19 protein-coding genes and 1 pseudogene are annotated in these 16889 nt (G+C 60.8%); 10 read left to right on the top strand and 10 right to left on the bottom strand.

Annotation, left to right across the window (positions count from 1 at the left end; genetic code table 11):
• Positions 1-2 precede the first annotated feature (2 nt).
• The gene (locus NTH_RS07465; RefSeq protein ID WP_338529433.1) at positions 3-206 is read right to left on the bottom strand and encodes a hypothetical protein; all 204 of its coding nucleotides are present in this window, start codon (positions 204-206) and stop codon (positions 3-5) included.
• A gap of 85 nt (positions 207-291) precedes the next feature.
• Positions 292-945: a hydrolase gene (locus NTH_RS07470; RefSeq protein WP_338529434.1), complete on the bottom strand. Its 654-nt coding sequence runs from the start codon at positions 943-945 to the stop codon at positions 292-294.
• A gap of 411 nt (positions 946-1356) precedes the next feature.
• Between NTH_RS07470 and NTH_RS07475 the strand changes: the two genes are divergently transcribed.
• The 4 genes and pseudogenes from NTH_RS07475 to NTH_RS07490 all read left to right on the top strand — a co-directional run.
• Positions 1357-2292: a pirin family protein gene (locus tag NTH_RS07475; protein WP_338529435.1), complete on the top strand. Its 936-nt coding sequence runs from the start codon at positions 1357-1359 to the stop codon at positions 2290-2292.
• 25 nt (positions 2293-2317) lie between these two features.
• Positions 2318-3565, top strand: coding sequence for a DUF5996 family protein (locus tag NTH_RS07480; protein WP_338529436.1), 1248 nt, complete (start codon positions 2318-2320; stop codon positions 3563-3565).
• Positions 3566-3669: 104 nt separating this feature from the next.
• Positions 3670-3909, top strand: a complete 240-nt coding sequence (locus tag NTH_RS07485; protein ID WP_338529437.1) for a DUF2188 domain-containing protein — start codon at positions 3670-3672, stop codon at positions 3907-3909.
• A gap of 62 nt (positions 3910-3971) precedes the next feature.
• Positions 3972-4203 (top strand): annotated as a pseudogene (locus tag NTH_RS07490) (UBP-type zinc finger domain-containing protein); the annotation flags it as partial.
• A gap of 457 nt (positions 4204-4660) precedes the next feature.
• Here the strand turns inward: NTH_RS07490 and NTH_RS07495 are convergent.
• The 4 genes from NTH_RS07495 to NTH_RS07510 form a co-directional block, all read right to left on the bottom strand.
• The gene (locus tag NTH_RS07495; RefSeq protein WP_338529438.1) at positions 4661-6343 is read right to left on the bottom strand and encodes a recombinase family protein; all 1683 of its coding nucleotides are present in this window, start codon (positions 6341-6343) and stop codon (positions 4661-4663) included.
• A 13-nt stretch (positions 6344-6356) separates the two neighbouring features.
• Complete coding sequence (locus NTH_RS07500) at positions 6357-6617, bottom strand: hypothetical protein (protein WP_338529439.1); 261 nt, start codon at positions 6615-6617, stop codon at positions 6357-6359.
• 390 nt (positions 6618-7007) lie between these two features.
• The gene (locus NTH_RS07505) at positions 7008-7235 is read right to left on the bottom strand and encodes a hypothetical protein (RefSeq protein ID WP_338529440.1); all 228 of its coding nucleotides are present in this window, start codon (positions 7233-7235) and stop codon (positions 7008-7010) included.
• Positions 7235-7957, bottom strand: a complete 723-nt coding sequence (locus NTH_RS07510; RefSeq protein WP_338529441.1) for a hypothetical protein — start codon at positions 7955-7957, stop codon at positions 7235-7237. Before NTH_RS07510 ends, NTH_RS07505 begins: the two co-directional genes overlap by 1 nt.
• A gap of 164 nt (positions 7958-8121) precedes the next feature.
• Between NTH_RS07510 and NTH_RS07515 the strand changes: the two genes are divergently transcribed.
• The 4 genes from NTH_RS07515 to NTH_RS07530 all read left to right on the top strand — a co-directional run bounded on the left by NTH_RS07515 (position 8122) and on the right by NTH_RS07530 (position 9973).
• Positions 8122-8358, top strand: a complete 237-nt coding sequence (locus NTH_RS07515) for a transcriptional regulator (RefSeq protein ID WP_338529442.1) — start codon at positions 8122-8124, stop codon at positions 8356-8358.
• Positions 8359-8645: 287 nt separating this feature from the next.
• Positions 8646-8891 carry an ArsR/SmtB family transcription factor gene (locus NTH_RS07520; protein WP_338529443.1) on the top strand — a complete coding sequence of 82 codons (246 nt, stop codon included), beginning with the start codon at positions 8646-8648 and terminating at the stop codon, positions 8889-8891.
• Positions 8892-9095: 204 nt separating this feature from the next.
• Positions 9096-9350, top strand: coding sequence for an SRPBCC family protein (locus NTH_RS07525; protein WP_338529444.1), 255 nt, complete (start codon positions 9096-9098; stop codon positions 9348-9350).
• A complete protein-coding gene (locus NTH_RS07530; protein WP_338529445.1) occupies positions 9350-9973 on the top strand; it encodes a glutathione S-transferase family protein in 624 nt (207 codons plus the stop codon). The genes NTH_RS07525 and NTH_RS07530 overlap by 1 nt, the downstream gene beginning before the upstream one ends.
• Before the next feature lie 231 nt (positions 9974-10204).
• On the opposite strand, the gene NTH_RS07535 is transcribed toward NTH_RS07530, so the two are convergent.
• From NTH_RS07535 to NTH_RS07550, 4 genes are all read right to left on the bottom strand, one after another.
• Entirely contained in the window at positions 10205-11134 is a 930-nt protein-coding gene (locus tag NTH_RS07535; protein ID WP_338529446.1) for an electron transfer flavoprotein subunit alpha/FixB family protein, read from the bottom strand.
• Between the two features lie 24 nt (positions 11135-11158).
• Positions 11159-11908 (bottom strand): electron transfer flavoprotein subunit beta/FixA family protein, encoded by a 750-nt coding sequence (locus NTH_RS07540; RefSeq protein ID WP_338529447.1) that lies wholly within the window; start codon positions 11906-11908, stop codon positions 11159-11161.
• 193 nt (positions 11909-12101) lie between these two features.
• Positions 12102-12887: an SDR family oxidoreductase gene (locus NTH_RS07545; RefSeq protein WP_338529448.1), complete on the bottom strand. Its 786-nt coding sequence runs from the start codon at positions 12885-12887 to the stop codon at positions 12102-12104.
• Positions 12888-12992: 105 nt separating this feature from the next.
• Positions 12993-14612 carry a sigma-54 interaction domain-containing protein gene (locus NTH_RS07550; RefSeq protein ID WP_338529449.1) on the bottom strand — a complete coding sequence of 540 codons (1620 nt, stop codon included), beginning with the start codon at positions 14610-14612 and terminating at the stop codon, positions 12993-12995.
• A 311-nt stretch (positions 14613-14923) separates the two neighbouring features.
• Between NTH_RS07550 and NTH_RS07555 the strand changes: the two genes are divergently transcribed.
• Together NTH_RS07555 and NTH_RS07560 are read left to right on the top strand one after the other, a co-directional pair.
• A complete protein-coding gene (locus tag NTH_RS07555; RefSeq protein WP_338529450.1) occupies positions 14924-16099 on the top strand; it encodes a CaiB/BaiF CoA transferase family protein in 1176 nt (391 codons plus the stop codon).
• Between the two features lie 10 nt (positions 16100-16109).
• Positions 16110-16889 carry an enoyl-CoA hydratase-related protein gene (locus NTH_RS07560; RefSeq protein ID WP_338529451.1) on the top strand — a complete coding sequence of 260 codons (780 nt, stop codon included), beginning with the start codon at positions 16110-16112 and terminating at the stop codon, positions 16887-16889.

Raw genomic sequence — 16889 nt, forward strand, 5'->3', positions numbered from 1 at the left:
CTTTATTCTCCAATAGGATGTTGGTACGGGCCGCCGCAGCGGCAAGAATAATCGCGGGCGCGGAGGTACTCACGCACCGAATGCTGGGGTTCGTGAAGCTCCGCGTCCTCATGGTAGACGGTCCGGATCGCCGCGATGCGCCGTGTAGGGTCGCGCTCGCCGAACACCAGGTCGAGATTGGCCTGCATGAGCTTCTCGAAATCCATCCGTGCCTCCATTGTGTAGTTCTGGGCGGCGACATGGATGACGAGGCTTGGACCTTTCCGGGCCGCCTCTCCATCCCTGCTCGAATCAACCCGCCGAGCTCGGCACCGGCGTGTTGAGCAGTTGCTGTTCCCACAGATAGGCGATGGCGCTGCCGCCGAGATGGTTCCTGAGGGCGTCGTTCAGTTCGGTCGCGGTCTCGGCCCGGGCCCAATCGCGCTGCCATTCGGACGCCAGGGCCAGCCACGTCATCATGTTGATGCCGCCCGCGATCATGCGCTGAATCGCGACCTCGTGGGCCTCGACCGACGTGCCGCCGGACGCGTCGGTGATCACGGTCACGTCCCAGCCTTCGCCCGCCGCCTGGATTGCCGGCATCGCCACGCAGATCTCGGTCCACAGACCGGCGATGATCAGTTGCTTGCGCCCCGTCGCCTTGACCGCATCCACAACCTTCGGATCCTCCCAGGTGTTGATCGTCGTGCGGTCGATCACCTCCTGGTCGGGGAACACTTCGGTGACATGCGGAAAGATGTTACCGCCCCGGGCAGCGACGACGCTGGTCAGGATCGTGGGCACGCCGAACACCTTCGCGACCTTGGCGAGCGCGGTCGTGTTGTTCACCACCGCCTGCGGATCGTGGCTGTTCAGGTTCGCGAGCTGGTAGGGCTGATGGTCTATCAGGACGAGTACGGAATCCTCGGGGCGAAGAAGGGAGGCAAGGCCGTTGCGAAAAGTCATTCCAATCTCCTGGGTATTGAGGGAAGCGCTCATTTGGCTGCTTGAAACTAGCGAACGCACTTGAGCGCTGCGGTGCAGAAACTGCCGAGCCGGTACCGTTCTTGCTCCCAATCAGGCTCGTCGCTGCGCGAAGACTTGAATTCGTTCGGTTTCTTGGAAACGGTACGACGGCGTTCGCTGATCTGCTGCCGGAAACGAGTGAGTGCCGGGCTGCCCGGCGAGTGCGGAAACTGACATCTCCATCGGTGATACGGTAGGGCCTGATCCTGCCAAGTTGCGAAACGGGGAACGCCGAATAGACACTGAAGATTTTGGACGCTCGTGGAAGTTGCCGATGCGGGGGCGTTTCGGCCGCCGACTACGACGATCGCTCGGCAGGATCAGGCGATCCGACGAAAGAGGATGATGCACATGAGTTGGAACCCAGCACTCGAACCCGGTTGTCCCGACGAGGTCGGCATAGACGCGATCGAGACCCTGATCGTCCCGCGTTCCCGCGACCTCGGCGATTTCCAGGTCCGGCGCGCCCTGCCGGCACCGAAGCGGCAGATGGTCGGGCCGTTCATCTTCTTCGACCAGGCAGGGCCGGCAGAGTTGCTGACCGGGCAGGGCGTCGACGTCCGGCCGCATCCGCATATCGGCCTCGGCACGGTCACCTACCTGTTCCAGGGCGACTTCCATCACCGGGACAGCACCGGCGCCGACCAGATCATTCGCCCCGGCGCGCTGAACTGGATGGTCGCCGGGCGCGGCGTTACCCATTCGGAACGCACGTCGGCGGCTGCGCGGAGCGGCCCGAATAGCCTGTTCGGCATCCAGACCTGGTTGGCCCTGCCGGACAGCCACGAGGACGTGGCGCCCAGCTTCGAGCATCACGGCAAGGACACCCTGCCCGTCGTCGAGGATCGCGGCGTCTCGGTTCGGCTCATTCTCGGGAATGCCTATGGCAAGACCGCGCCCGCGACGATGCTTTCCGAGACATTCTACGCCGATGTGAAGCTCGAGCCGGGAAGCCGGCTGCCGATGCCGGACGATCACGAGGACCGCGGTATCTACATCGTCGAAGGCTCGATCTCGGTCGCCGGACAGGAATTCGAGGCGTCGCAGATGATGGTGTTCCGGCCGGGCGACCGCATCACGGTGGCCGCCGGAGAGCGGGGCGCGCGGCTGATGATCCTCGGCGGCGCGACATTCAACGGACCGCGCTACATCTGGTGGAACTTCGTCGCCTCGTCGCGAGAACGTATCGAACTCGCCAAGACGGAATGGCGTGCCGCGAACTGGGGCAAGGGACGCTTCGATCTGCCCGTCGACGACCGCAGCGAGCACATCCCCCTTCCGGAATGACCGGAACCAGCGTGGAGAACCAGCAATGAACAAGTGGCCCCAATTTGATTACCTCAGCTGGCGCGAAACGTGTTCGGCGCTGCATCTCTATCTACAGATCGCCGGCAAATACCGGCTCGCGCACACGCCCTGGCTCAACCATTCGTGGCACGCGACCTTCTACGTGACGCCGAACGGCCTGGCCTCCTCGCCCATTCCGGACGGGCCAGGCATCGAAATCCTGTTTGATCTGCGCGAGCACAAGGTCGTCGGCACCTGCGGCGACGGTCGTAGGAAATCTTTCGATCTCGGGCCGATGACGGTTGCCGAATTCCACGCGCTCTTCGTGCAGCTGATTACGCAGCTCGGCGGCACGCCTACCTTCAACGGCAGCCCGAACGAAGTGCCCTATCCTGTTCCCTTCGCCGAGGATGATCGCGACCGGCCCTATGATCGCGAAGCCGTTCAGCGCTTCCATCAGGCTCTGATCGCGGTCGACAGGGTCTTCAACCGGTTCCGTACGTCGTTTCTGGGCAAGTCCAGTCCCGTTCACCTGTTCTGGGGCAGCTTCGACCTGGCCCTCACGCGGTTTTCGGGACGGCGCGCGCCGCTTCATCCCGGCGGCGTCCCGGCACTGCCGGACGACGTGGCGCAGGAGGCCTATGACCGCGAGGTCTCGTCAGTGGGCTTCTGGCCGGGGGGCGGCAGCATCGACTACCCGGCCTTCTATGCCTACGCCTATCCGGCACCCGGCGGTTACCGCGCCGCGTCGGTCCGGCCCGATGCTGCGTTCTGGCATGAGGGCCTGTCGGAATTCATCCTCCCCTACGATGCCGTGCGGTCGGCCGCCGATCCCGACGAAGCCCTGATGGCCTTCCTCGTATCTACCTACGAGGCCGCCGCCGATCTGGGCGGTTGGGATCGCGATCTCTTGGAATGCGCGCATGGAGCGCCGCGGCAGGTCCGCCGGCCCGACGCCGAAACGGCCAGGCCCGCGGCCACGACCGGCGACGAGACGGTTGAGCGGGAGGATGGCGCGTCGAAGGGACGCTACCGGCTGGTGATCGACGGGGTCGAAGCCGAGATGACCTATAGCCGGGCCGGCGACGGCCTGATCATCATCGACCATACGGAAGTACCTGCCGCCTTGCGCGGCCGCAAGGTCGGCGAGCGCCTGGTGCGCCAGGCGATCGAGGATGCGCGGCGCGACGGCACCGTCATCATGCCGCTCTGCCCATTCGCGAAGGCGCAGATCGAACGCCATCCGGAATGGCAGGACGTGCTGCGTCCGTGATGGGAGGACGACGGCGCATCTGCGCGGCTCTGCGCACCTTCCTTTCCAGCCATCTCGGGAGCGAGAGCAACAAGTAGGAACATTCCAACGGCAGGAGCGATGAAATGAGCGATGTAAAATATCGGATTGTCGAGCACGACGGCGGCTGGGCTTATCGGGTGGACGGCACGTATTCCGAGACCTTTCCCAGCCATGATGCGGCCTTCGGCGCGGCGCGGCGGGCGGCCTGCAAGCAGTTGCGGCCGGGCGAGACCACGGGCATCGTCTGGGAGGACGCGACTGGCCACTGGCACGCGGAACTTTCTCGCGCCGGCGACAGGCCCCAAGCAGAGGTCATCGGTTGATGCAGCGCTGCGGTCACACCATTCGGACCGTGAAGCCCAGTGCGCTGAACTGAGAGGACTGCGTGAGGTCACAGCAGTTTGTGGGTGCATCTGCGCCTGTGCCGCAGCTGCGATCATGTTGGCTGCTGCGACGATTCCTCGAACCGGCACGCCCGAGCCACTAAGAGGCCCTGGGTCACCCGATCATCGAGGGCTACGATCCCCGGGAAGGGTGGGGATGGTGTTATGCCGACAAGGTCGGTCAATCTGCGCGCCAACACGGCGCCTCGGCCCGCGCCGATCCCAAAGCACTTTCCCTCAGGGCGGGTCTTCGAAGGCGTGCCAATGCCACCCAATGCGAAGCTGACTCCGGTATTCTATGGATCGAGGGGCCGCATCGAATCCCGTCGTCTCCGCCTCACGTGCCCTACCGGAGATCGGACACAAGGGAGCGCATTCGACAGTCTGCTTTATCGGCGTCATCGTCCAAGACCGAACCGTCTCCTTCAGGCCCCGAACACGCCATTCGGGGATCGGCTTGGCGATGACCGCTTAGTCCGCAACCACGGCCTACATTTTCCTCCCCGTGATGTCTGATTGTGGCTGGAAGCAAATGCACTTTTACGGCCGTCGTGGGCTGCATAGCTCACGCTTCTAGGCCGCCAACCACACGTTATTCTGTAGTTGGTTGCAGGGTGATTTGAACCTACTTGGTAAGTGATTGAATTTATTGGATTCTATTTCGTGGCAGACACGCGCCAAAACAAGGATGCTAGCATCCTATTGATTTTAATGAGGTTTTCTGATCGAATTGGTTGCGGGGGCTCGCTTCAACGCCCGTCATAACTCCCCTGCCCCGCATGGTTCCGTCCGGATTTGCGAGGTCGAGGATACCCATCAGCTCGCCGCGTAGCTCAGCGTGAACCTCGCCGCGTTTGCTGCCGGGAAAGAGGACGACCTCCCCGATCAGCGATCGCAGTGCTTCGGCTGCCTGACGTCCACTCTCTGGATCATCGAGTGCTTCGGTAAAGGTCTCAACCCTGATTTTGTAGACGTTGGCGATGTTGGGATGAACGTACGGCACGTCGGCCGGCGCCTGCGCCATACGGTCCTTGATCTCCGCCTTCTTCCGCTCCAGTTCCTCCATGCGCGCCTTCATGGCGGGCTGGTACATGCCGTCCTCGATGGCGGCGATGATGGCGGCCATGGCCTGCTCGATCTTCTGCAGCGCCTTTCGGTCCACTTCCACCTGCACTCGCCGCTCACGGTTAAGCCGGTTGACTTCGTCCGCATAGGCCCGAACCGCCGCGTCGACCGATTCCGCGGAGACCAGGCGATGCTTGAGGCCAGCCAGAACCCGCTCTTCAATCTTGTTCCTCAGGATGGTGCGGTTGTTTTCGCAGGTGCCGCGCCGATGATGGTTGAGACAGCCGAAGCGGCTAGGCAGGATGAAGCCATACCGGCCGCCGCAGCAGCCGCAGGTGAGCAGACCGGAGAGAAGCGAGACGGGCCTCCGCAAGGAATGCAGCTTCTTTGCTCGTGCCTCCCGTACACCGTTCGTGGTCGCCTCGAACAGGGCGGCAATCTGCCGTTGGCGGGTCTTGGCTGCCTGCCAAAGCTCGTTACCGACGATGCGCAGGTGCGACACCTCGGTCCTGATCCATTCGCTCTCGGGATTCGGACGCGATACGCGCTTGCCGGTGGACGGGTCCTTGATGAATCGCTGCCGATTCCAGACCAGCACGCCCGTATAGAGTTCGTTGTTGAGAATTCCGGTGCCGCGGCAGATATGGCCCCTGATGCTGGTGTCGCCCCAGGCGCGGCCGAGCGGGCCGGGAATGCCCGCCTTGTTGAGATCGACGGCGATGGCCTTTGGGCTCTTGCCCGAGGCAAACTCGCGAAAGATGCGGCGGATGATTCTGGCTTCCTCGGGCACGATCTCGCGGTCGCCGCGCATCAGTTCGCCATTGGCGTCCGTCTTCTTCATCACGCGATACCCATAGCAAAGGCCGCCGCCGGCCTTGCCGTTCTCGACCCTGCCCCGCAGTCCGCGATGGGTCTTCAGTGCCAGGTCCTTGAGGAACAGAGCGTTCATGGTGCCCTTGAGGCCGACATGCAGCTCGGAAACCTCGCCCTCGGCCAGCGTAACGATGGTCACGCCGGCAAATTTGAGGTGCTTATACAGAGTGGCCACGTCTGCCTGATCGCGACTGATGCGGTCCAGGGCTTCGGCCAGGACGGCATCGAACCGCCCGCGTTGTGCGTCGGTGAGCAGTTGCTGAATGCCCGGCCGTCGGATCGTGCTGGAACCGGATATCGCTGCGTCGGAATAGCGCTCGACAGGGCGCCAGCCCTCGCGCACCGCGTACTCCTGGCATAGCCGGAACTGATCCTCGATCGAGGCGTCCCGCTGGTTGTCGGACGAATAGCGGGCGTAGAAGGCAACGCGCATCATCAAAAATCCTCGCTTAAGTCTGTTCCTGTTTCCCCTGCTCCCGGCACCCCTCTGTGGTTCTTGCAGGGCGGTCGTTGTCGTTTGCCGCGCGAACCGCTTCAAACTCCTGGCGCGCGATCTGGCGCCCGATCAGACGAGCGATGCTCAGAACCACCCTGTCCACCCGCCGCCAAGGCGCAATATCGGCGTCCTCGACATTTGCATGTTCGCGCCCGCTATTGTCGTTGGCCGGTTGACCAATGTCCTCCCGTTCGTGGTCTGCCTTGTCTTCCATGCCGTTCTCCAACACGATGTGCGTTCGAACAGGGAACACTGGCAGCCGGCGGCTTTAAAGCAGAATTTTGATCGTATCGTTCTGGCGGGTACATAAGGGTACGTAGGGCGCTGAATGTTCTCGTCGCCAATGCCGTTTCCTCTCACCTTAGCTGGCGAATCGGCCAACGCTCGCCCTCGCGCGTGGCGCGCCAGCGCACACCAATCCCTTACCTGCTTCCCTGCACAAAGCCTGGACCGGAAGCAGCCGGTCCAGGCTGGCGCGAATGCGCCACCGCGAAGCGGCTGCGGCCTTGACGGGCTGGTTCCGTTCCGGCTTGCTCCTCTCAAGCAGACAAGGCTGTTCCCGAAACCCAGTTGGCACGGGGCTCGGGCGCAGGCATCACGGCTGCTAGACCCGCTCATCATCGGCAGACAGCTTCACGAATACCTCGAACCAGAAGCGGAAGTCTGCCTCCTGTCCGCCGTAACGGGCCGTGAAGGCGGCCGATGCGGCCGCTGTTGCTGCGCCCCGCCCATAAAGATTGCGCGCCACCACGGCCGCCTCTTCGGGATCGGCAATGTCCCGCAACGTCAACTCGGTATCGAGGGCGTCGGACTTCTGGCTTGTCATTGCCATCAACTCCCCTCCGGAGCCTTCCACACCCGAAAGCAGCAGCCGTCCCTGTGGCGGCGCTGATACGGCCCCTTGCGATCGCTGCCCGGCATGAAGGCGTTTGGGCTCAGCGTCTGCCCGATCCGCACGACATCGACCAGCACAGAGCGCACCTGCGGCCAGGGAAAGTCGGAGCAGTCCTCCCAGCTCTCGCCCTCGCGCAGGATGGCATCCAGCTTGCCGGCCACCCCGGCCAGCGACGTGGCCGGGGTATGGGTCAAGGTATCGAACACGTCCTGCTCGCGGTCGGACGCCTCCTGCTCTTCCCGCTTCGTGGCGGAATAGCCGATTTCCGCATCGGCTTCGTCCCAGCGCGCCTGATGGGCGGCGAGATCGGCTTCAGCCCTGGCGCGGATGTCGGCCAGCGCGGGATCATCGCCGAACAGTTCCTCGATGTCCCCGAGCCATGAGACGGTGACGGTCACGTCTTCGTCCGGCAGATAAACGTCGGCACAGGGAAAGCCGACGCGGCCGATGAGCTTCGTTTCCAGGCGCTGTTGCTTGTGACAGAGTTCGGCAGTGTTACCAAAGGCGTCCTTCCACTCGTGCCAGAGCGACAGGGCCGGATCGAAGGCAGGGTTATTGGACAATTTGCCGGCAGTGGCGGTTGAATTGTTGTGGCATGGCAATGCCATCGTGGTAATCGCCGCACCCGCAAGTAGCTTCCTGCGGGTGACGGAAGGCAAAGTCATGCTAATCTCAGAATCAGCCATGATCCGAGCTCCGTGCAGCTTGGGTTGTGGTCAGGCCGGACGTGGTGGTGCAACACCCGTCTGGCCACCTTTGTGCACGTAACGATACATCTAGAGCAGCATATGAGCAACAGGAATCATCATAATATGGTGATTAAATGACGCCGGTGCAGTGCCGAATGGCGAGAGCCGCGTTGAATTGGGGGGTGCTCGATTTGGCGAGGGGAGCAGCGGTCTCCACTCAAACTATCGTACGCCTGGAACGGGGTGAGATACTTAGAGCAAGCACGATCGATCGGGTTCGCCGCGCCTTCGAATCCGCTGGAGTCGAGTTCATTTCACAGAATGGCGGCGGTCCCGGTGTTCGGCTGGCGCGGCCGATAGACGATGAGTGATCATAGCGGAACAGGCAACTCGGACCGTACGGATACCTTGGCCAGCCCCGCGGGAAATGACGGCTTAGCCCCCTCATTTCAGCCGTTGGCGACCGGCACGGTCTATGTCAGCTTCTGGCGCGAAGGAGCCGTTCAGGTTAATTGCGGCGAGTGTCGGCTCCGAGCCCATACCGACCGGGTTGCCGCACGTTGGCGTGCATGCCTCGGAGGCAGCCGGCAGCATCTCCGTAAGAATGTGATTGACAGACCGAGGTCGATCTTAAAATTTTGCGATATGGCAAAGTATCATGAAACACCAATTGACCGCACTTTTTGCGCTCGCGGATCCCACGCGGCGCCAGGTTCTCGAGCGGCTGAAGTCGGAACCCGGCCTTTCCGTCAGCGAGCTTGCGCAACCGCTGCCGATCAAAATGCCCGGGCTTATGAAGCATCTCGCCGTCTTGTCGGACACCGGGCTGATCTCGAGAACAAAAGCTGGCCGTGTCGTGACGGTCAGTCTTGCAGCAAATCCTCCCTCTGAAGCGGCGGACTGACTTCGTCACTTCGAAGCTTTCTGGAACGTCAGCCTCGACCGTCTTGCCGCATTGTGCGAAGACTCAAGGCGCCACCCGAGAAAGTCTACGTGGCGATGACGCAGGTCGATCAGGTCTTACAGTGGTGGGGTCCGGACGCGGGCCAGCTGCCAGTGTCGAGACCGACCTTCGCCTGGTGGCCGCTAAAGCATTGTCTTTCGGCTGATGGACGGCTCCGAACACAACCCGACGGGTGATTATTGGGAGGTCGTGCCGAACGAAAAACTCGCCTTCACCTGGGAATGGCCCAACCGGCCCGATTGGGAGTCGTTGGTAACAATTCGCCTTCGGCCCATCGATATTGGCACCGAGCTAACCCTGACACACGAGAAGCTCCCGAAAGAGGACGCCATCGAGAAACACCGTGCCGGCTGGACCGGTTGGATGGGCGAACTGAAAACCTATCTTGAGGAAGAATAATGAGCGAACTGACTATTTGGGCTTATGACTGGGTACCCGACGGACCCCGCGGTTTTGTGCGCGACCTGCGGCTGAGATGGGCATGCGAGGAAGCCGGCCTTCCATACCGGGTCGAGAGCACACCTTTCAAAGATCGGAGCGAGGAACATTTCAAGCATCAGCCATTCGGCCAGGCGCCATGGCTCACCGACGGAGACCTCTCGATTTTCGAAAGCGGAGCGGGATTGCTGCATCTCGCCGGAAAAAGCGAAAAATTGATGCCGCGCGATCCTGTTGAGGAAGCCGAAACACTGCAATGGACGATTGCCGCGCTCAACTCGGTCGAGATGGTTTCTGTACCCTGGTGGTTCCTGGAAGTGAGCGGCACCAAGGACAACGGTCTGACAGGCTGGCTGGAAAGCCGCCTCGACCATGTGGAGCGCGTTCTCAAGGAGCGCGAATGGCTGGCGGCCAGTCGCTTCACTGTCGCGGACCTGCTGATGGCCGATGTGCTGCGCGTCGAAAAGGTTCGTGCCTTTGGAGATCGGCCGGCGACGGAGTCGTACGTGACGCGGATCACGGATCGACGTGCATTCAAGAAGGCTCATGCCGACCAGATGGCGCATTTCGCGAATGCCGATTGACTTGGCGGAAATTGGAACAGTGTATGCCATTGGGTCGCTTGGTTCGCATATCGGTCGTTTGCTGACCAATGACCTGGAATAAGTCGAATCTGCTCTAGCAGCCGACCAGCGAACTCGGGACCATTATCGACTCGAATGCTACGGGGGCGTGCAACCGTCGATGTCAGCGGGGGCTTTCCAGGCAGCGGCATCATGAGCCAAGGTAATCCGTGTTGACTGCGGATCAGTCGATCAAAGGGCCTTCTCAAGCTCGGGCAACACGTCGAACAGGTCGGCGACGAGGCCGTAATCGGCGACCTGGAAGATGGGCGCTTCCTCGTCCTTGTTGATGGCGACGATAATCTTGGAATCCTTCATGCCGGCCAGATGCTGGATGGCGCCTGAGATGCCGCAGGCGATATAAAGGTCGGGAGCGACCACCTTGCCGGTCTGGCCCACCTGCCAATCGTTCGGCGCATAGCCGGCGTCGACGGCGGCGCGGGAGGCGCCTACGGCGGCTCCCAGCTTGTCGGCGACGGGGAGGATGACCTCCTCGAACTTCTCTGCTGATCCCAGCGCGCGGCCGCCGGAAATGATGATCTTGGCGGAGGTCAGTTCCGGACGGTCGCTTGCGGCAATGCGGTTCTCGACGAAGGACGAGAGGGCGGGATCAGCCGCCGCCTCTACGGTTTCCACGCCGGCCGAACCGCCTTCGCCTGCGGGCTGGAAGGACGAGGTGCGGATGGTGATGACGCGCTTGGCGTCGGTTGATTCCACCGTCTGGATGGCGTTGCCGGCATAGATCGGGCGCTTGAACGTCTTGCCGTCGATCACTTCCACGACATCCGAGACCTGCATGACGTCGAGCAGGGCGGCCACGCGCGGCATGACGTTCTTACCGGTGGTGGTGGCGGGCGCGACGAAGGTGTCGTAGCCGTCGGCGAGCCCCACGATCGTGGCGGCAAGCGGCTCGGCCAGGCGCTCGGCCAGCGCTGCGCTTTCGGCCAGCAGCACCTTGCGCACGCCGGCCAGCTTTGCCGCCGCGTCGGCCGCCGCCCGGGCGTCGTTGCCGGCGACGAGGATGTCGACGTCCGAGCCGAATTCCGAGGCGGCAGAAAGCGTCTTCGCGGTCTGCTCGGACAGCGACTGGTTGTCGTGTTCTGCGATCAGGAGAATTGCCATTGTCGTTCCTTTCCTATCGCGCGATCAAAGCACGCCGGCTTCGTTCTTGAGCTTGTCGACCAGTTCGGCGACCGACCCCACCTTGACACCCGCCTTGCGGCCGGCCGGCTCCTCGGTCTTCAGTACCTTGAGGCGCGTCTTGAGCTCAACGCCGTAGTCGCCGGGCTCCTTCAGGTCGAGCGGCTTCTTCTTGGCCTTCATGATGTTGGGCAGGGAGGCGTAACGCGGCTGGTTGAGGCGCAGATCGGTGGTGACGATGGCCGGCAGCTTGAGCTCGACCACCTGCAGGCCGCCGTCCACCTCGCGCGTGACGGTGGCCTTGCCGTCGGCGAGTTCGACCTTGGAGGCGAACGTGCCCTGGGACCAGCCGAGCAGGGCGGCCAGCATCTGGCCCGTCTGGTTCGCGTCGTCGTCGATCGCCTGCTTGCCCAGGATGACGAGTTCCGGCTTCTCCTCCTCGGCCACGGCCTTGAGGATCTTGGCCACGTCCAGCGGCTCGACCGTCTCGTCGGTCTTGACCAGGATGGCGCGGTCGGCGCCCATGGCGAGCGCGGTGCGCAGCGTTTCCTGGGCCTTTTCAGGGCCGATGGAAACGGCCACGATTTCCTCGACCTTGCCGGCCTCCTTCATGCGGATCGCCTCTTCGACGGCGATCTCGCAGAACGGGTTCATGGCCATCTTGACATTAGCCAGTTCGACGCCTGAACCGTCCGCCTTAACGCGCGGCTTCACATTCGCGTCGATGACCCGCTTTACCGGTACAAGGACTTTCATCGCTCTCTTCCTTTCAGTCTAATCCGGCGAAGACGCGAAAACGGATTTGGCGATGGTCCCAAACTGTGATTACGCCAAATCCGAGCCCAAATTGGCAGCAGAGATATCGCACCAGCGGCGCTCAGCAACAACAATTCGCAGAGGTTTCGCCCGAAATCATCATAAAACTAAGATGTGGCGCAGCGTCTATTTCTCATTGTCCACGCGAACCTCCGCCATCAATGTCGACCGCGATGCCGTGCATGTATGAGGCTTTATCGGATGCAAGAAAGACCGCAAGTTGACCAATCTCGATCGGCTCCCCAAAACGGGGGACGCCGTATCCAGAGAGAAGTTTCCGATAGATATCGTCGCGGGTCTTTCCTGACGATTCAACCATGGCATCAACTCGCCGGTCCAGCCGCTCGGAGGCAATGTAGCCCGGATTGATGACGTTTACGCGCACGCCGTCATCTATTCCGCGATCGGCCAAAGACTTGCTGAAAGTCGTAAGCGCCGAATTCACGGACGCCCCAATTGTAAAATCCTTAGTCGGCGTCCGCATGCTCACACCAGCAATGTTTATGACCACACCCTTGGCGTCAATCAGATGTGGCCAAGCAGCCCGACACATACGCACCGCTCCGTGCAGCTTTAACGCATACCCGTCTTCCCAGTCCTGATCACTTAGCTCAAAGAAATCGCCTCTTTTGGTCGCTCCTGCGCAATTCACAAGAATGTCAATTCGGCCGCGCCACATGAGAGCTGCCTGCACGCAGGCCTCGGCCGAGTTCCGATTACTCAAATCGGTCGCAACGACGAGCGCTTCGCGGCCGGAAATTTTCTCTATGTCATATTTTGCCGCATTTAGCGCGCTGCTATCGCGAGAAGCAATAATCACAGATGCCCCTGCCTTTGCCATTTCCGTGGCAATGCCGCGGCCCAGTCCCTTGCTGCCGCCGGTAACGATCGCAACTTTATTCACCAACTCGACTTCCATGTTTGTCTCCTGCAATGTTTTCGGAGAGCGGCGATGCAAGTCGCGTGCCACCCGCGCGATCGGCGATCGGCTTCGGCCGTTCAAATCTATGCTGGCGAAAATATGCTACAGCTGATCGAGAAGCTTGTAGAGGTAGGAGCGCGATATTCCCAGCTCCTCTGCCACACGCTTCTTGTTGCCGCGATGGTGCTCCATAGCATTGCGAACCAAGTCGGTTTCGGTCTGCGCAACAACATCACGCATGCTACGGCCTTCGTTACCGACCGACGCCATTGGTGCGTGAAGCACGGTTGACGGCGAAAAGTCGCCATAGCTCATCAGCGTATCGGGCGTGATCCGCCCGTCTTCCGCAAACACAAAAGCCCGCTCAATCTCCTGCCTCAGCTGCCGTACATTCCCCGGCCAGGACTGCTCCTGAAGGTAAGCGAGCGCCGCTTCATCCAAGTCCGGCGCAGCCTTGCGGTGCTGCGACGACAAGTCACGAAGAAAGTGCGTGACCAGTAGCTCAATGTCTTCGACCCGGCTACGCAGCGGCGGGACCTGAATTACTAACGGAGTGATCCGATAGAACAAATCTAGTCTGAATTTACCTTCCGTTACCAACGACTGCAGATCCCGATTTGTCGCGGTAATCAACCTGAAATCGACTTGCCTCGGTTTTGTTGCGCCGACCCGCTCAACAAGCTTGTCCTGAAGCACACGCAGCAACTTAACCTGGACTTCAAGCGGCATGTCCCCAATCTCATCCAAAAAGATTGTGCCTTCATGAGCGTGCTCAAACTTTCCGATTCGACCGCGCTTGTCCGCACCGGTGAAGGCGCCAGCCTCATAGCCGAAAAGTTCAGCTTCGACGAGGTTGGCAGGGAGCGCCGCGGAATTGACCATGACCATCTGGTTGTCGCGCCGGGGACTTAAAGCATGCAGAGACTGTGCGACCAATTCCTTGCCCGTACCGCTTTCGCCGAAAATAAGAACGGGAATCTCAAGTGGTGCGATTTTTGCGATCTCGCGCTTCAGCCGCTGCATTGGCTGACTTTCTCCGATCAGGCTATCTAGTCCACAACTCCGCTTACGTAGTGCATCAACCTGACGTTTGTGAAACTCGACCTCATCTTCAAGTTCAGAAACCCGCTTGCTGAGCGCCGCCAATTGCTCGGGCCCCTTGAACATCACTCGTCCGACTGCACCGACGATCTTGTCGTCGGACAGGATTGGCATTCGCGAAACGACACGCTCCGTCCCACGCATCTTCTGTATGTGCCCGACTTCCGCCTTGCCCGTCCGAACGACAGAATCGAGCCTTGTGTTCTCAATAACCTGCCTAACCAGCTTCCCGTTTGCCTCACCATGTTCGAGGCCGAAAAACTTCTCGTGGACCGGCGATATGTAGACAACGCGGGCCTGCTCATCCACGACAGTCATGGCATCGAAGGGATTTGCAAGCAGGTGCTCGAAAATCTCGTATGCAAAATCCACAGAGGCCAGGAATTCGACCAAGGGCTCGCGCGCCTTGCAAATGAGGACAAGGTCCCCCTCGGAAAGCGGAAAGACGACCACGGAATAATGTTTTCGATCGAGGATGAGTGGCTGTAGCCGCCGCTTTCCAGCCTTTTCGAGCCAGGAATCATCATTCATCAGCGCGCGGACTCGCGGATCTTCTCCAATTCCGCGCGCCAGGATCACGCGTCCGTTTCCCGTCAGCGCAAAGCCAAGGACACTCGACATAGCTACCTTCCGCCTTCTTGAGCTGCCTGAACAATCCGTTCCGACCGCAGCGAATACACACTAGTGCAGGCAGTGTCTTTGCCAAAGACACTTTTTGAGGCCTGCTGCCCGTTGCATTCCCATTGCGAGCGAATTTCCAGGCCAATCGCATCTTTTTGCGGGAACTTCTGCAATTGGCATGCCGCTTGCTGCGACTGGCGTATCTGGCGTCAGACGTCGACTGAACGAGCAGCACTATGAACACAACGCATTCCGTACCGCTTCCACATGAACTATTGCCGCTTATGAATGGCGATCAAGGCGAAGACAGGATGCTTTCCGATGTCATCGTCCTCGACCTTACGACATCTATCGCAGGTCCCTACGCCGGTATGATGCTCGGCGACATGGGGGCCGATGTCATCAAGATCGAACGGCCAGGCGGCGATGATACCCGATACTGGGGGCCCCCGTTTCACAACGGAGAAGCGCTGTGGTTCCTGAGCGTCAACAGGAACAAGAAAAGCGTTGTTCTCGACCTGACGAACGAACGGGCCCGCGATGTCCTGTACGATTTTGTCGACAAGTCGGATATCATTCTGGTGAACACGCCGCCACGGGTATCCCGCAAACTGGGACTCGACGACCAGACGCTCAGGGCCCGCAAACCAGATTTGATCTACGTTTCTATAACGGGCTTCGGCATGGAAGGTGAGCGTGCGGACTGGCCCTGCTATGATCTGATTGCCGAGGGCTATTCGGGCATTATGGACATGACCGGCGAAGCCGATGGGACGCCTCAGAAGATTGGCGCACCGGCAGCCGATCTCCTGGCAGGGCAGGATGCGGCGTTCGCGGCGCTTTCTGCCTTGATACGGCGCGGACGAACGCGCCAGGGTGCGACAATCGACATAGCTCTGGTGGATTCCATGACCCGGTTCCTCAACTGTCAGCTCGTCTCCTACCTGGGCTCCGGCATTGGCGCCCGGAGATCGGGCGGCAAGGACAGTGTCATCGCCGTCTACCAAACGTTTGAAACTGCCGACAGCCCGATCACCATCGGCCTTGGCAACGACAATATTTGGACGCGATTCTGGCAGGCTCTTGGTGAGCCTGAATATGGAGCCGATCAGCGCTTCCGCACCAATTCGGATCGCCGTGCGTGCCGCCAGGAAATTGTCGCCAAGATACAGCGAATCCTCAAAACCAAAAGGGCAGGCCATTGGCTTGAATTTCTCCGGGAGGCGCGTATTCCCGCCGGCCCCATCAACGGGCTCGGGGATGTCGTCCGGGATCCGCACTTGCTGGAGCGCGGTCTCTTTTATCGCTTGCGATCAGGAAACGGCACAGTTCCCCAGGTCGGAAACGGCATCCGCATCGACGGCCGCACGAATATCGCCCGCACGGCGCCACCGCGAACAGGGGAGCATACCGAGAGCGCATTCCGCGAAATACTGAACTACGATCCTGGAAAGCTGGCCAGCCTTCGAGCGGCCGATATCATCTGAAAGGCGGTCCATGACCTACGAAACCATTCTCTATCAGGAAGCCGGACCAATTGGCACGATCACGTTGAACCGACCGGACGACGGCAACATGTTCAACGTGACCATGTGCCACGAAATCCGTGACTGCATTGAGACGATCCGGCGCGAGACGAGAACCCGCGTGGTCGTGCTCACAGGCGCCGGAAACCAGTTTTTCTGCGTTGGCGGCCGCAAGGACGGCATGGAAGACACGACGCTTTATGCCGGCACGCTGCCCACGCTCGAGATATACGAGGCAATTGACAAGCTGCAGAAGCCTGTAATCGCGTCAGTCAACGGTTTCGCGGTCGGCGGCGGCAACGTCCTTCAAATGGTATGCGACTGTACAATCGCTAAGAAGAGCGCGATCTTCAGGCAGGTCGGGCCAATGGTGGGATCGTTCGATGCCGGCTACGGCACCTGGTATCTCGAAGACCTGGTCGGCAAGAAGAAGGCCAAGGAAATCTGGTACCGCAATCCCAAAATAACGGCCGATGAGGCCTTGGCTTTGGGCTTGATCAACAAGGTCGTAGCCGACAAGGATCTTGCCGAGGAAACGCAGAAGTTTGCCCTGGAGATTGCGGCGCGCGGCTCCTTCGCGCTGGCTTCCATCAAGGCGGCATTCAATGCCCGGCATGGTGGCGTATCGGGCCTGTCGCGCCTGGCGCACGACTTGCTGTTGAGATCGTACCTTGAGAGCGACGAAGCGCACGAACTCGCGGACGCGTTCTCCGCACGACGCGAACCCGACGCAGGCAAGTTCGGAAGCTGA

The sequence above is a fragment of the Nitratireductor thuwali genome, from assembly GCF_036621415.1.
Classification (GTDB): Bacteria; Pseudomonadota; Alphaproteobacteria; order Rhizobiales; family Rhizobiaceae; genus Chelativorans; species Chelativorans thuwali.

Coding starts and splice junctions, on each gene's coding strand:
- NTH_RS07515 (WP_338529442.1), top strand. CDS start 8,122: ATGACGCCGGTGCAGTGCCGAATGGCGAGAGCCGCGTTGAATTGGGGG.
- NTH_RS07525 (WP_338529444.1), top strand. CDS start 9,096: ATGGACGGCTCCGAACACAACCCGACGGGTGATTATTGGGAGGTCGTG.
- NTH_RS07465 (WP_338529433.1), bottom strand. CDS start 206: ATGGATTTCGAGAAGCTCATGCAGGCCAATCTCGACCTGGTGTTCGGC.
- NTH_RS07470 (WP_338529434.1), bottom strand. CDS start 945: ATGACTTTTCGCAACGGCCTTGCCTCCCTTCTTCGCCCCGAGGATTCC.
- NTH_RS07535 (WP_338529446.1), bottom strand. CDS start 11,134: ATGGCAATTCTCCTGATCGCAGAACACGACAACCAGTCGCTGTCCGAG.
- NTH_RS07500 (WP_338529439.1), bottom strand. CDS start 6,617: ATGGAAGACAAGGCAGACCACGAACGGGAGGACATTGGTCAACCGGCC.
- NTH_RS07475 (WP_338529435.1), top strand. CDS start 1,357: ATGAGTTGGAACCCAGCACTCGAACCCGGTTGTCCCGACGAGGTCGGC.
- NTH_RS07540 (WP_338529447.1), bottom strand. CDS start 11,908: ATGAAAGTCCTTGTACCGGTAAAGCGGGTCATCGACGCGAATGTGAAG.
- NTH_RS07530 (WP_338529445.1), top strand. CDS start 9,350: ATGAGCGAACTGACTATTTGGGCTTATGACTGGGTACCCGACGGACCC.
- NTH_RS07560 (WP_338529451.1), top strand. CDS start 16,110: ATGACCTACGAAACCATTCTCTATCAGGAAGCCGGACCAATTGGCACG.
- NTH_RS07520 (WP_338529443.1), top strand. CDS start 8,646: ATGAAACACCAATTGACCGCACTTTTTGCGCTCGCGGATCCCACGCGG.
- NTH_RS07550 (WP_338529449.1), bottom strand. CDS start 14,612: ATGTCGAGTGTCCTTGGCTTTGCGCTGACGGGAAACGGACGCGTGATC.
- NTH_RS07545 (WP_338529448.1), bottom strand. CDS start 12,887: ATGGAAGTCGAGTTGGTGAATAAAGTTGCGATCGTTACCGGCGGCAGC.
- NTH_RS07495 (WP_338529438.1), bottom strand. CDS start 6,343: ATGATGCGCGTTGCCTTCTACGCCCGCTATTCGTCCGACAACCAGCGG.
- NTH_RS07555 (WP_338529450.1), top strand. CDS start 14,924: ATGCTTTCCGATGTCATCGTCCTCGACCTTACGACATCTATCGCAGGT.
- NTH_RS07505 (WP_338529440.1), bottom strand. CDS start 7,235: ATGGCAATGACAAGCCAGAAGTCCGACGCCCTCGATACCGAGTTGACG.
- NTH_RS07480 (WP_338529436.1), top strand. CDS start 2,318: ATGAACAAGTGGCCCCAATTTGATTACCTCAGCTGGCGCGAAACGTGT.
- NTH_RS07485 (WP_338529437.1), top strand. CDS start 3,670: ATGAGCGATGTAAAATATCGGATTGTCGAGCACGACGGCGGCTGGGCT.